Origin of the sequence: Chryseobacterium sp. MP_3.2 (genome assembly GCF_035984805.1) — a bacterium.
Classification (GTDB): domain Bacteria; phylum Bacteroidota; class Bacteroidia; order Flavobacteriales; family Weeksellaceae; genus Kaistella.
Window position 1 is genome coordinate 126653 of sequence record NZ_JAXCHW010000001.1, and the last position, 14602, is coordinate 141254.

General features: G+C 34.8%; 9 protein-coding genes and 1 tRNA gene. 6 read left to right on the plus strand and 4 right to left on the minus strand.

Annotated elements, in window-relative coordinates; translation table 11 throughout:
* Window position 1 precedes the first annotated feature (1 nt).
* Window positions 2-1105 carry a hypothetical protein gene (locus tag RCH13_RS00605; protein WP_326985271.1) on the minus strand — a complete coding sequence of 368 codons (1104 nt, stop codon included), beginning with the start codon at window positions 1103-1105 and terminating at the stop codon, window positions 2-4.
* A gap of 99 nt (window positions 1106-1204) precedes the next feature.
* On the opposite strand from RCH13_RS00605, the gene RCH13_RS00610 reads away from it, so the two are divergent.
* Together RCH13_RS00610 and RCH13_RS00615 are read left to right on the plus strand one after the other, a co-directional pair.
* Window positions 1205-2098: an SPFH domain-containing protein gene (locus tag RCH13_RS00610; RefSeq protein ID WP_326985272.1), complete on the plus strand. Its 894-nt coding sequence runs from the start codon at window positions 1205-1207 to the stop codon at window positions 2096-2098.
* A gap of 119 nt (window positions 2099-2217) precedes the next feature.
* A complete protein-coding gene (locus RCH13_RS00615) occupies window positions 2218-2775 on the plus strand; it encodes a hypothetical protein (protein WP_326985273.1) in 558 nt (185 codons plus the stop codon).
* Between the two features lie 247 nt (window positions 2776-3022).
* Here the strand turns inward: RCH13_RS00615 and RCH13_RS00620 are convergent, their stop codons facing one another.
* Window positions 3023-3334, minus strand: a complete 312-nt coding sequence (locus RCH13_RS00620; protein WP_326985274.1) for a DUF962 domain-containing protein — start codon at window positions 3332-3334, stop codon at window positions 3023-3025.
* Window positions 3335-3339: 5 nt separating this feature from the next.
* Window positions 3340-5028 (minus strand): APC family permease, encoded by a 1689-nt coding sequence (locus RCH13_RS00625; protein WP_326985275.1) that lies wholly within the window; start codon window positions 5026-5028, stop codon window positions 3340-3342.
* A 129-nt stretch (window positions 5029-5157) separates the two neighbouring features.
* On the opposite strand from RCH13_RS00625, the gene RCH13_RS00630 reads away from it, so the two are divergent.
* The 4 genes from RCH13_RS00630 (at window position 5158) to RCH13_RS00645 (ending at window position 14064) form a co-directional block, all read left to right on the plus strand.
* Complete coding sequence (locus tag RCH13_RS00630) at window positions 5158-8763, plus strand: gliding motility-associated C-terminal domain-containing protein (protein WP_326985276.1); 3606 nt, start codon at window positions 5158-5160, stop codon at window positions 8761-8763.
* A 258-nt stretch (window positions 8764-9021) separates the two neighbouring features.
* On the plus strand, window positions 9022-11985 hold the full coding sequence (locus tag RCH13_RS00635) for a tetratricopeptide repeat protein (protein WP_326985277.1): 2964 nt from the start codon (window positions 9022-9024) through the stop codon (window positions 11983-11985).
* A gap of 99 nt (window positions 11986-12084) precedes the next feature.
* Window positions 12085-13878: a TonB-dependent receptor gene (locus tag RCH13_RS00640; RefSeq protein WP_326985278.1), complete on the plus strand. Its 1794-nt coding sequence runs from the start codon at window positions 12085-12087 to the stop codon at window positions 13876-13878.
* 112 nt (window positions 13879-13990) lie between these two features.
* Window positions 13991-14064: transfer RNA gene (locus RCH13_RS00645), tRNA-Arg, on the plus strand.
* 113 nt (window positions 14065-14177) lie between these two features.
* Here RCH13_RS00645 and RCH13_RS00650 read toward each other — a convergent pair.
* The gene (locus RCH13_RS00650; protein ID WP_326985279.1) at window positions 14178-14600 is read right to left on the minus strand and encodes an organic hydroperoxide resistance protein; all 423 of its coding nucleotides are present in this window, start codon (window positions 14598-14600) and stop codon (window positions 14178-14180) included.
* Window positions 14601-14602 lie beyond the last annotated feature (2 nt).

Below are 14602 nucleotides of genomic sequence, written 5' to 3' on the forward strand. Positions count from 1 at the left end.
TTCAAATTGAAACAATCTGAGTGGTGTTAATTTGCCATCCTGCTTTAGTTTTTTCGCACTGAAATGTCGCACTTCCTGAGTGATGATACTTGCGGATTTCAAATTCATGACTATTTAATTTTTTAAATAAAGAAAAATCAGAATAATTAAATTGATTTCCCACAGAAAAATTATTTTTTTTCAAATATTTTTCATCTAAGATCAAAGTTTTTTCAGAGATGGGATTGATGCGTTTAAAATAAGGGCAATCATTAAAATAGACCGAAAAAACGAAAGGTTTTGAATTGATTTCGTCTTTATTTTTTATTCTCAATTTTTGTATTTCCTCAGTTGTAATTGTTTTATTATAAAAATCAATTTCTGAACATAGAATTTCATATAAAGAAGTGAAGTCTGATTTTTCTGATTTGTATAATGGATTTGTATCTTCAAAATCATTGATTCCGTCTCCATCACTATCTTTTGAATTTGGATTTAAGCTAATGTAATTTTCGAACAAATCATTATAACCATCATTGTCACTGTCATTTTTTATCGTCTCTAAATTTATTTTCAGCAGTAAATTATCTTTTACGGCTTCATATTTTGGACCAGAAAGTAATTGAATTTCTTGTTCGACTTGCCGAATAAAAGCACACTCAACTTGAAGTTTGCCATTGATTATTAATGGAAATTTTTCTGAATTTTTTACATGAATATATTTGTCTGTAGCGATTCCTAAAAAATAAGGTCTTTCAACTTTATTGATATACTCAATTAGCCAATATCCAAAATCGTTTTGAGCTAAATAATAATCGATATTTTGATAATTAAATTTTCTTAAATATTGAAATTCGTTCGGAGATAGCAAGTTTTTTACATCGGGGAAAGAATAAGTATAACCTGAATAATTCGGGTCAAATGCTGTCGGATTTTTAATTTCTTCAAATTCCAGATTAGGATATTTTACTTCTAATATTACTTTTTGATCAACAGCTTTGAAATCTGTGTATGTATTTTTTTCTTCTTTAAAATTGAAGCATTTATCATTGCCAAAATCAGCATCTGGTTTTTTTTCACAAGAAAAAATTAGAAACAACGGAGTTAAGTATAAAACAAATTTCATTTAGAATATTTCCTTTAAAAATAGAAAAATTTATCCTATCTTTAGGTCAAATCAGAAAAAATAACTCTGATTAAATTATTAATATTTAAAATTTAAATTATGGCATTTTTAGGAGTAATCATCTTTTTCGGATTGATTGTATTATTCGCATCTTTTTTTACGGTAAATCAGGCAACTGCAGCGATTGTAGAACGTTTGGGAAAATTTTTGGTGGTTCGTCAATCTGGACTTCACTTGAAAATTCCATTTATCGATAAAGTAGCGAAACGAATGAATTTAAGAATTCAGCAGTTGGACGTAATTATTGACACTAAAACGTTGGATAACGTATTTATCAGAATGAAAGTTTCGGTGCAGTATCAAGTAATTGCAACACAAGTTGCAGATTCTTTTTACCGTTTGGAAAATCCAGAAAATCAAATTACCTCTTATGTGTTTGATGTGGTACGTGCAGAAGTTCCAAAGTTAAAACTGGATGACGTTTTTGTTCGTAAAGATGATGTGGCAATTGCCGTAAAAGGAGAACTTCAGGAAGCGATGCAAAGTTATGGTTATGATATCATCAAAGCTTTGGTGACGGACATTGATCCAGACGAGCAGGTAAAACATGCAATGAATCGTATTAATGCAGCAGAACGTGAAAAAACTGCGGCTGAATACGAATCTGAAGCGCAAAAAATTAGAATTGTTGCGGTTGCAAAAGCAGAAGCAGAATCTAAAAAATTACAAGGTCAAGGTATTGCAGATCAGCGACGAGAAATTGCCGCTGGTTTGGTAGAATCGGTAAAAATGCTGAACGAAGCGAATATTAACGCACAGGAAGCTTCAGCTCTAATCGTAGTAACACAGCATTATGACACACTTCAAGCGATTGGTTCCAGCAATAAAAGCAGTTTGGTTTTATTACCAAATTCGCCTAATGCAGCCAATTCAATGTTGAATGATTTGATGGTTTCCATGGCAGCAACTCAAAAAATGGATGATGTAAAATAATATTTTGCGTTTGAATAAAGCAAAAACCAACTTTTCGGAGTTGGTTTTTTTTGTCTGAATTTTCCGATTTACCCCGATGATGTGCGAAGTTTTGATATATTTACCAAAAAAATATCACAATGAAAAAATTACTACTATCTTTTTTATTCCTTGGTTTGATGGGGATTTCTAATGCACAAGATGTTGCAGAGCCAGAATTCATCGGGGAATGTTTGCTGATCAAGAATGATCAAGCAGCTGTTCCATTAGAAAAACAATTAGCACAAAACAGAACTGTAGCATCTACTGGACTAATTTTATCTGGAATCGGGAAAGTAAGAAGCCAATTGCAAATAGACGGCTTCACCTCATCCACGAAAGTTGGAGCAGCAGATGATGTAAAAATTATTATTAGAAATATTGATAATATGACAGATCCAATGTCGATTATTAAAATTTTTAAATTTGAAGTAAAGAAAAAATATAGAAGAGCGGAATTGGCTTCTATTAGTAGTTTCGGATCGGGAAAAAGTAATAATCTGGATTATATTTTATTTAGTGGAAAAAAATTTGGAACAAGTTCATATATTTTGAAACTATCTAACCCTTTAAGTCCAGGTGAATACGGAATTACTATTTCTAATCCAAACGCTTTAGATGAAAAGCAGACTGTAGTTTCCTCCTTTTCCGTGGAATAAATTTTAATCACTATGTAAACTATTAAACCAGCTTCGAAAAGTTGGTTTTTTGTTTGAATGCTTAAATAATTAAGAAGAAATCATATGAAAATTTAGATCATTAGAGGAAAATGGAATACGCCACCAACTTATAAGAACGCCCTTGAAAAAATTGCGGAAGCGGTAAACAAAGCCATCGAAGTAGAAAAAAATATTTTTAAATAATCCCATTTGAAACACAGAAAAGCCCGAATTAATCGGGCTTTTTTTATGCTTTAAATTTTGTTTTCCCCGTCAGTAATTCGAAAAACATTTTGAAATCCGCAAGCAAACTCCAGAAAGGATATTTGAAAGTTGCCGGTCGATTCTTTTCGAAAACGGCGTGACTGAAAAACGCGAATCCATATCCAAACAGAGGAACGTACCAAAGAAATCTTTCTTTCTCTGATTTGACGACGTAAAAAATGACCAAGAACATGAGTAAAGTTCCCACAAAATGGAAAATCCTCGTCCAGATATTTTGATGTTCTGTCAAATAATATTTGTAAAATTCATCGAAGGTTTTAATTCTTTCGGACATTTGATTTAGTTTAAATCTTCGTTGAAATTTTTATTTAATTTGCTATGTCTGTACCCATATGCAAAATAAATCACCATACCAATTGCGAACCACACCAAGAACCAGAACCAGTTGTTATGCGTCATTCCCGTTAATAAATAAAGACAAGAACTTAATCCCATTAATGGAATAAGTGATAAATTTTTCACAAAAGCTAATACAACCAAAACCATGTTTATCAAAAGAAAAAAGAACATAGAAAGATGAAATTCGCCATCTTTAGGATCATTCCAATTCATCAAATTATGGAAAAATTCGGGTTGCCAAAAGTAGAAGAAAGCCAGACCACCTAAGAATATCACGGGGAAAATAATTTTCGCGTTGATGTAGGGCAAATGAAATCTTCCGGGTAATTTTTCTTTAGCGGGTAAGAGCAAAACTCCACCGCAAACCAGCACAAATGCGAAGATGGTTCCGATACTCGTAAAGTCTAGAATGAAAGATTTATCGGTGAATAAAATAGGAACACCCACTACAATTCCCGTTACGATTGTCGCGTAGGATGGCGTTTTATGTTTTGGGTGAATGGTCATGAATTTCTTCGGCATCAGTCCATCTCTACTCATGGCATACCAAATTCTGGGTTGTCCCATTTGAAAAACGAGTAGAACAGTGGTGATGGCAATAATCGCCACGAAGGAAACAGTAAGTTCCATCCAGGCAATATTGGCATTGGATTCTTCGAAAATAAAAGCGAGCGGATCTCCCACTCCTTCAAATTTTCTGTAATCCACCATTCCTGTTAAAACCAATGTGAGAATAATATAGATTACGGTACATAAAACCAAGGATATAAGCATTCCACGCGGTAAATTTCTCTGCGGATCTTTTGTTTCTTCGGATAAAACGCTCAAGGCATCAAAGCCGATATACGCGAAAAAGACGCCCGAAACTGCAGCCATTACCCCCGCAAAACCATTGGGCATGAAAGAAGAAACTTGAGTTACCGGATTGATTGGCGTCCAATTATCCGTATTTACAAAGGCAAATCCAACCAAAATAATCAAAACGATTACGGCTAATTTCATCAATACCAAAGCATTGTTGAAATTTTTGCTTTCCCGAACTCCTCTGTAAACCAACCATGTAATTAAACCATTTATAACCAAAGCAGGAATATCTAAAATGATTTTTAAATTTCCGAGGAGGGGTGCGTTTTTCCAAGCATTCACCAATTCCATGTTTTGTGAATTTCCGAGAAATGCCTTTTTAGCTTCGGGGTAACTTGTACTCAAGAATTCTGGAATAAATATTCCGATTCTTCCCATAAAACTGGTAAAATAATCACTCCAGGAAAAGGCAACGTAAATATTTCCAAAGGAATATTCCATAATTAAAGCCCACCCAATAATCCACGCCATTAATTCGCCAAAACTTGCGTAAGCATAAGTATAAGCTGAACCTGCGGTGGGAATTCTACTCGCGAATTCGGCATAACAAAGGGCCGTAAAACCACAAGCAAATCCACAAATGATATAGAGAATAATAACGCCTGGTCCGCCACGAAAAACGGCCTCGCCTAAACTGCTAAAACTCCCTGCGCCAATAATTGCAGCAATTCCAAAAAATACAATATCCCAAACGCCTAAAACACGTGCTAAGCCTGATGAATGATCGTCTTTACTGTAGTTTTTTCTTCGGAAAAGTTGGTTCATAGTTTCGTTGATTTTCACAAATGTAAAAGAAAAATTTAGAAAACTGATTTTTTTTTAAATTTCGAATACTAAAATGCTTAAAATGTCGCTTGAAATTAAAACCTTAATTTTGCTGTAAATTTTTATAGAATGCGGAAGTTTTATGCTCTGGTTGTGCTTTTTTGGATTATTCTAAATCCTGCACAATCGATCAGTTTGTTTAATCCAGCGGATAATTCAGTTTATCCGTCGCAGCTGTATTTCTGCCCGGGAGAAACTTTTAATTTAAAAGTTGATGCTGTAGCAACTTCTACTGGCGATTATTCAATTACGAGAGGTTCAGCTGCTGCTTTTCCATTAGGAGCTGGTTCAACTCCTATAGTTTTTCCATTTACGGGTAAAGACAAGTTCAGTGATTCCTTTAATATTGGTTTTAATTTCAGTTTCTATGGCAAAACCTACAGTAAAGTGGTTGCAGGTAGCAATGGCAGATTGGTTTTCACCAATGATCCACTGCTAGAATCGCTTCGAGACAATACCATATTTGTTGACCGAACTTTTAGTGGAATAGCGGGCTATAATACCTACTCACAATTACCTTCTGGTGATTATAACAGAATTTACAAAATTGCAGATCCGCAACAACTTAATTTTTCAAGTATATTTTTTGGATACACCGATTTAATTCCTGCTTCCCAAAACAGCAGTGTAACTTACTCCTATAAAAACGTGATGGTAGGAACATCTAATGCCTTACTAGTTTCTTATCAAAATCAGATTCGGACCAATGGTCTAGGTGGTATTTCAGGAACGTCTTATGTCAGTAATATTTTGATGGTTGAAGATGGCCGAATTATTATTTACGTCAATAACAAAACTGAAGATAACTACAATGCAATTTTGGGATTACAAAATGAAGATGCGTCTAAGTTTAAAGTACCCCCACATTCTAATACCATTTATAACTATAACAATGGACCTTGGAAAAGTGAAGGTGTAGCTTGGATTTTCACCCCCAATCAAAATTTAACGCCAAAATTTAAATGGATTAGAAATGGGACGCAACTCGCAGAGACGACCAACACCCTCAATAATTTTGCGCCTAATGATTCTGATGTCTTAAAAGTTGAAGTCACGTATTTAGATTCAAGTGGAATTCAAGTAGGAGCGGTGGTTTCTGATCAGGTGACTTTTAACAAGGTTAAAACTCCTGTAATCTCTAAGCAAGTTGACAATTGCCAAGTTATTCTTAAAATTGATAATGCTTCTTACGATCCACTCCTAAAATATGAATGGTATCAAGTAGGGAATCCCGCAATTAAAAGTACAGCTCAAGAACTCTATTTAAGCAGAGTAACAGACGCACCTGGAAGATTCTTTGTTAAAGTAAAGAAACCAGATGAAAGTTCTTGTGCAATTGGTTCTACTAGCAATGAATTAGAATATTTAAAAGAAAAATTGCCAGCACCATTAAATTTTAATCCTGCAGTGGTCTGTGATAATTCTACAATTCCAGCGGCTACCAAAGTGGTTAATCTGTACCAACTTATTTACCCGAAATATGACCCAGCTTCAGGTTTAGAAAAATATAATGTTTATTTTTACGAAGGATCTGCAAATACATTGGTTACCAATCCAGAAAATTACGTGGTTAATGCAAATCAGATCGCTAATTTAAGCTTTGCCGTCAAAGATGAAAATGACAACTTATCTTGTATCACAGGAGGTTCACCGGTTTATTTTATTTCCGTTACGGATAAAATCAATTTAACTACGTGCTCAAATCAGCCAACTTATGATTTGAAAACTACTTTTGAGCAGCAATTTCCGGCTTATTATATTTTCACTTACACTTATTCTGACGGAACTTCGGCCGGGAATGGCAGTGCTGTAGATGTTACTAAAACAGTCAATATTAAAACGACTTTTTTGGGTGCATCTTGTTCCACTACTACCAAAGTGACATTTACACCCGGAGCAAATATTTCGGTGCCACAAATCCCGGTGCAGGAGAGATGTGCAGGTGCAGATAATAATGCGAATCGATTTGACTTTAATTACCTCAAATCAATCCTTGATCCTGCAAATCAATATGATGTGAAGTTTTTTAATAAAAGTGATAATTCGGAAATCATCGTTTCTTCTGGTCCCGGACCAAATCTGAATGTTGCAGGATATTTTTGGACTTCAATTATTGGCGATTATCTTGTTTATGCAAAATTAATCAGCAAAATTAATCCCACGTGTTTTTCAAACTCAAACGATATTGTTCTACGAGTTTATCGAAAACCTAATATTATTGCCCAAAATCCTGTAACACTAAAGAATTGTCAGGGAAACTCAATCTTTAATTTAACAAAGGATGTAGCTGCTCTTACAGACGCGCAACCTCCCGTGAATGTGGTGTTAGAATATTATTCTTCTAATGGAACGCTTTTGACACCGAGTCAAATCACCAATTATGATTCGAACCTCTTAGGTCAAAATCCTTACATTAAAGTTGTATACAATACCACTTGTAGCGATATCGTCAATTTTGATTTAGGTTTTTATCCAAAGCCAGCTGCAACTACCAGTCAGATTTTGATTTGCGCCGAAACTTCATATTCGCTTCAAAATTTTCAAAATGCAGTGGTTACGAATTCAGCACAGTACACTTTTACAGACTTAAATGGAAATGCACTTCCGGCAAATTTTGACGTGACGAGTTTGCCAAAAACCGTTCAATTTTTGGTAAAAGACAAAACCACTTTATGCAACTCTGATCCGCAATCGGTTACTTTTGTAAAAGGTGGAAATTCAATTTTACTCCAAAATGAAATTAATTACTCTATTTGCGATACCGATTTTGATGGGAAAACATCTTTCAATCTCGATTCTCAGAAATCAGATTTTTCGTCAGATCCTAATGCGGTATTTGAATATTTTAAAGAAGCAGCTTTTACGCAAACCATTTCTCCGATTTATTCTAATGAAATACCTTTTGCACAAACGATTTATATTAGAATTACAGCGCCTAATTTCTGCCCTTCCTCAGCAAAGATTAATCTGATTGCTAATACTCCTACAAAATCTTCAACACTTAGTGAAACCTATTTTATTTGTTATGGCGAAACCATCACTATTGACGCAGGATCGGAAAACACGAGTTGGCAGTGGAGTACGGGTGAAACTACGCAAACAGTGAATTTCTCGGTTGCAGGACATTATTCCGTGTTATTAACTAACAATTTAGGATGTTCGTACACGCATAATTTTACAGTATCAGCAGAAAATCAACCTATTATTGAAGTTATTAATCAGACTAATAATTCGATTGAAGTTATTGCAAATGGAGGAGTAAAACCTTATCGTTATTATTTTAATGGAATTCCCCAGAGCTCTAATATTTTAAATAATCCCGCAGAATCATCTTATGAGATTCAAGTGGAATCTGCAACCGGATGTTTTGGTCCGCCGAAGACCATTTACTTTATCAAGATCAACAATGCATTTACTCCTAATGCGGATGGAATTAATGATACTTGGAAAATTGAGAATCTGGATCAAATGGAAAATGTTTCAATTATGATCGTTGATCGCAATGGTGCAAAAGTTTTTGAGTCGAAAAACGCTAGCAACACAGAATGGGATGGTAAACAATTAGGAAGATCGCTGCCAACTTCTGCCTATTGGTATGTGGTAACTTGGTATGACCCGGTAACGCAAAAATCTGAACAGCGCCAAGGATGGATCCTCTTAAAAAATAGAAATTAGAATTTTCTGCGTCCTAAATCTAGATTCTAGATTCTTGAATCTCGGATCTTGGATCTTGAATTCATCTTGCAAAACATTTACAGCAGATTTCCGTCAGGAATTTAAGACTTATCCACATTTCCACAACCTACAAAAAAACTTGTATAAGCAATAACTTTTCTTTATTTTCGTTGATTAAATGTGGAAAAGCGCTATTAAAGCTTTACGTTCTGACAGCGCTCATCTGGTTCCTAAAAACACTCCGAAAATCAGGATTAAATGAATTCAAAAAAAATCTTAATCGCAACTGCGTTTTTCTATTTCGGCTTATCCGAGGCTCAACAATCTAAATTTTTTAGCGACCGTGAAAATTACCGTTTCAACCTCGCTGAAAATCTCTACCAAAATAAAATTTACAACGCTTCTCAATTTGAATATGCGCGACAGTATTTCTACAATGAAAATCTTTCCAATTCAAAAAAAGAAGCAGCTCAATTTTTTGATAACGTCATCGGCGTTATTTTACGAAAAAATCATGCAGAAGAAGGATTAGATGCCTTCATTAAAGAATATCCAAACTCGGCTTATTTCGCACAGGCAAATTTACCGTTGGCCGATTTTTATCTGACTCAAAAAGATTTCGATAAAGCCTTGGAAACTTTGAAAAACGTGAATCAGTACCAACTTTCCAAAGAAGAAAATACACAGTACATCATGAAACTTGGTTATGCCAAGTTTATGACCGGTGATTCTCAAGGAGCGATAGAAGCTTTGGAAGAAGCGTTTAAATCAACAGAAGGATCTGACAAGAATGACATTGCTTACATGTTAGGACATTTGTATTATGCAGATGGTCAAAATGATGAAGCCTTTGTGTTTTTTGATCAAATTAAGGACAATGAAAAATATTCACGCGTCGTAAAACCGTATTATGTGCAATTGTACTTTAATGAAAAAGACTATGATAAAGCAATTGTAGAAGGGAATGATTTGCTTAATGAAAATATTTCTGCAGATTACAAAGCGGAAGTTCATAAAATGATTGGAGAAAGTTATTTCATGAAAGGCGACTACAATTCGGCTTATCCACATCTAAAGATTTACTTAGACAGCAAAGAAAACCCTTCAGAAAGTGATTTGTACGAGATGGGATTTGTGTCCGCGAATCTTCAGAAATATGATGAAGCCGTTTCTTATTACAATCAATTATTGAACAGCAACTCGGCGACTTCTCAAAATGCGTATTATCAATTAGGAAACGCTTATTTAGAAGTGGGCAAAAAGCAAGAAGCGCTTTCTGCATTTCGCTCTTCTTACCAAATGACGTACGATCCAAAAGTGCAGCAGTTGGCGCATTTGCAATATGCTAAATTAAGTTACGAACTGGGAAATCCTTTTGAATCGGCGTCAAATGTTATTCAAAGTTACATTTCAAAATATCCAAACAGTCCTGATACGAAAGAAATGAAATCACTTTTGGTGAAATCTTATTTGTATTCTGGGGACTATAAAGGGACTTTGGCGGCCATTGATAAAATGCCGAACTCCACTCCAGAAACGGATAAGGTAGTCCAAGAAGTTTCTTATTTATTAGGAACGGAAGAGTTTAATAAAGGCAATTTAGATGCTGCAGAGAGTTATTTTCTGCGAGGTTTAGAATTTAATATCAACAAGGAATTCAATACAAGAGCGACTTATTGGTTAGCGCAAACCTATTACCAGAAAGGGAATTATCAATCTGCGATCACGCGTTTTGAAAAATTAAAGAGCGAAAGTTTTCCCGAAAAGCAGCAACTTCATTATGATTTGGGTTATGCTTACTTTAAATTAAAGAAATTCGACAAAGCCAAGGAAAATTTCATGGCTTATTTGAAAGATCCAAAACTGGAATTTAAAAATGATGCAGAACTTCGTTTGGCAGATACCTATTATGCAAATAATGAATTGAACGAAGCTATTGCAATTTATGATAAAGCAGAAAGTGCAGATGATTATACGATGTTTCAAAAAGCCATGGCTTTAGGATTCAAAGGGGATACCGTTGCAAAAATTTCTGAGTTAAAAAAATTGCTTTCGCAATATAAAAATTCGGAATATTTTGATGATTCACAATATGAAATTGGAACCGCATATGCGGCGAATGACGATTTCACCAATTCCAATGACTATTTTAATCAAGTTATTAAAACCAGTAGTGACAAGGATTTGGTAGCGAACGCCCAAATTTATCGAGCCCAAAATTACATCGACCAGAATGATGATACCAGAGCGTTATCGGAATTAAAATCTCTGGGTAATCAATATAAAAATACCGCATTTGCAAGTAAAATTGTGCAGGCAGCGAGACCGATTTATGTGAAAAATAATGACATCGCAGGATATCAAAGTTTTGCGCAAAGTTTAGGCGTTCGAATTGATGCCTCAGAAATTGATGAAATTAACATCAACCGCGCTAGAACTTTCTACGCTTCTAAGGATTATAAAAATGCGATTCCACTTTTTGAAAAATATTTAACTCAAAATCCTACAGGCGAAGGTTTATATCAAGCACAATATGAATTGGGTGAAAGTTATTTCCAAACGCAAAATTCTACAAAAGCATTATTGGTTTTACAAGAAGTTGCGCAGGTTCAGAATGATTACCAAGAAGATGCTCAAACGCGCATTACCCAAATTTACTTAGCACAAAATAATACGAATGAGGCGAAAAAATATTTAGTTTCCCTCTCCAACTCCACAAATGCGAACGTGAAAAACTTTGCCAATGTAGAATTGATGAAAATTTACGCAGACGAAAAAGATTTTAGAAAAGCTGAAACTTTAGCAGATTTAGTTTTGCAAAATCCCAAAAATTCTACGTCAGTCAATGAGTTAGCGAAAGTGATAAAAGCCAGAAGTTTAATGAACAATGGTAAAGATGCGGAAGCGAAAAATTCATACACTGCCTTAGAAAAATCTTCTAATACAGAAGTTGCCGCGGAATCTTTGTACGCCAAAGCTTTTTATCAAAACAAAGGAAAGGCCTTTAAATCCTCTAATGAAACCATTTTCAAATTGGCTAATAATTATGCTTCTGAAGAATATTGGGGCGCTAAATCTTTGGTTTTAATGGTTAGAAATTACATTGGTTTGAAAGATAATTACCAAGCGAGTTATACGGCTGATCAAATTATTGCTAATTATGGTGATTTCCCAGAAATTGTAACAGAAGCAAAGGAATTAAAAAAGCAAATTAAAAAGTAAATCCAGAAAGCGACGAAGTCGCGAAATATTGGTAGAAAAATATTGTAATTCCACAAGAAGCGACGAAGTCGCGAAATGTTGGTCTAAAAAATTAAATTAATGAACAAAAGATTTCAAATATTATCCCTATTGTTTTTAGGATTTTCTCAAGTGGTATTCTCCCAAATCAAGGAAGAAAAATTGATTTTGGACCGACAGCGGGAACCGGAAGTCAAAAAAATAGAGAAGAAAAAAACGTCCATCGAAGCAGAGAAAAATTATCCGCCAGAGGAGAAATCTGCCAATCCTCCAACGTATAATATTACGAATGTTCCGGCATCTTCAGATTTCAAAACCTCTTTAATCCAAGGTGAAGATATTTCTCCAAAATTTGATGCCGAATATCAAAACAACTATTTCCAATTGGGAATGGGGAATTATGGAAAAATCCTTGCGGACGGAAATATTTCTACGAAATTAGACAGTGGAATGGAAGTAGGTGGTGATGTTCATTTTCTATCTACCACAGGATTGAGAAAGGTGTATAACTGGGATTCTCAACAAAATTCCGGGAACGCAGGTGTTTATCTAAATTCATACGGTGAAAAAGGAAAATTGAGTGTAAATGCTGATTATGGTTTGAATGATTATAACTATTACGGGATTTACGCCATCACTCCACGTTCAAATAATGTTGATTTAAATCAAAGAACTAACCGTATCAAAGTAAATGGATACTATGATTTTTACGCGAATGAATTTTTGAATGATGTTCGGGTGAAATCCTCTTTCCTAACAGATAAATTTAATGCGCAGGAAAATCAAGCTGAAGTATTATTCAACTTATCGAAGCATGGTGTAGAATTGCCAGCTTTAAATGATGTAAAGTTTAATGCGGACTTGGGCTTGAATTTAGAAACCGTTAATACAGATTTCGAATTACGGAATCAAAATTCTTCGCAATATTTAAATGGGACAGTTTCTCCGAAATTAACTTTTTTCAAGGGAAATTCCTACTTAATGATTGGCTCTGATTTTTCTTTTCTTAACTCCAAAACCAGAAGTTTAGCCAGAGGTGATGATTTCATTCTGGATCAGGAAGAAAAATCCAACAAAACCTACTGGTTTCCTAAAGCAGAATTGCAATTTGCAGCCGCTAATGAATTTAAGTTTTATGCAGGAATCACAGGAGGATTAAAATTAAATTCTTACGCTAATTTATTGGAAGAGAATCCTTACTTGCTTTCTGATCAAGAATTACGCGCGACAGAAACCAAGTATAAATTTTATTTTGGTTTACGCGGAGATATTGACCAAAACATCAAGTATGATTTTAGTGCAGGATTTGGGAAAATGAATAATATTCTATTCTTCCAGGCGAATGATTTATTTACTGCCACGGTGGACTACAATAGACCAGCTTATGATTTTGCCAATACCTTTTCTTCCGTTTATGATAATGGAACAGTGAGTGAAGCGAAAGCAAGTATTCAATATTTTCCTTTGGCAAATTTAGCGCTTGATGCCGAAGTTAATTTTGAAAAATACAATTTGGACAATTATGAGAATATTTTCTATAAACCTTTGGTTAAAGCCAGTATTGGTGGAAAGTACGCCATGTTAGATAAAAAGCTAAAATTAGGTGCGAAAGCTATTTTTGCAACGGATCAAACCACCAATTCATTTCAGATAAATAATGACGGCATCAATCCTGATGTTTATATTTCTTCGGAGAACAGAAATGACAAAGTAGGCGGATTTGCTGATTTAAATTTGTCTGCAGAGTACCAAGTTCACAAAAATTTCAGTATTTTCGCACTCGGAAATAATTTACTCAATACACCGTATCAAACTTTCAAAGGGTATAAAGTTTTGGGAGCACAGATTTTGGGAGGAGTGAAGATTTCTTTTTAAAGAGTAAACGAGTAATGAGTGGAGGAATAATTGGGTTGGGAGTTTTTGTGTACGAGTAATTCCCAAACTTAAAAACTTAACCACGCAAAAACTCAACTACTGAATTAAAAATGGCTGCGTAGTTCAACTGGATAGAATTTCGGATTTCGGCTCCGAAGGTTACAGGTTCGAACCCTGTCGCGGTCACAAAAGAAACGGCAAAACTTATCTAAGTTTTGCCGTTTTTAATTTCAATTAAATCTCCTAATCGATTTAATCTTCTATATATAATGAATGTGTTTTTAAAAAATTTGAAGCAATTAATTATTGGTAACTGCCAATTTCACTTCAATATTATTTCTCGTAGCATTAGAATAAGGACAAACTTGATGAGCTTGCTCCGTTAATTTCTGCGCCTCTTCCAAAGAAACTCCTGGAACATTTACATCCAATTCAACTGCTAAGCCGAAACCGCCGTTTTCAATTTGACCAATGCTTACTTTTGCGGTTACCATAGTTTCACCAGTCTCCATTTTTGATCTCTTAATAACCAAATTTAATGCGCTATCAAAACATGCAGCATAACCCGCTGCGAAAAGCATTTCTGGGTTGGTATGTTTATCACTTGCTCCGCCCAAGGCTTCTGGAGTTCTCACGTCCAATTCCAAAATTTCATTTTCACTTTTAATATGTCCGTCGCGCCCGCCTTTTGCAATAACGCTAGTTGTATACAATGTTTTCATTT

Bases quoted from the DNA above. Each gene is read 5' to 3' on its own strand.
- RCH13_RS00605 (WP_326985271.1), bottom strand. From the start codon at position 1,105: ATGAAATTTGTTTTATACTTAACTCCGTTGTTTCTAATTTTTTCTTGT.
- RCH13_RS00610 (WP_326985272.1), top strand. From the start codon at position 1,205: ATGGCATTTTTAGGAGTAATCATCTTTTTCGGATTGATTGTATTATTC.
- RCH13_RS00615 (WP_326985273.1), top strand. From the start codon at position 2,218: ATGAAAAAATTACTACTATCTTTTTTATTCCTTGGTTTGATGGGGATT.
- RCH13_RS00620 (WP_326985274.1), bottom strand. From the start codon at position 3,334: ATGTCCGAAAGAATTAAAACCTTCGATGAATTTTACAAATATTATTTG.
- RCH13_RS00625 (WP_326985275.1), bottom strand. From the start codon at position 5,028: ATGAACCAACTTTTCCGAAGAAAAAACTACAGTAAAGACGATCATTCA.
- RCH13_RS00630 (WP_326985276.1), top strand. From the start codon at position 5,158: ATGCGGAAGTTTTATGCTCTGGTTGTGCTTTTTTGGATTATTCTAAAT.
- RCH13_RS00635 (WP_326985277.1), top strand. From the start codon at position 9,022: ATGAATTCAAAAAAAATCTTAATCGCAACTGCGTTTTTCTATTTCGGC.
- RCH13_RS00640 (WP_326985278.1), top strand. From the start codon at position 12,085: ATGAACAAAAGATTTCAAATATTATCCCTATTGTTTTTAGGATTTTCT.
- RCH13_RS00650 (WP_326985279.1), bottom strand. From the start codon at position 14,600: ATGAAAACATTGTATACAACTAGCGTTATTGCAAAAGGCGGGCGCGAC.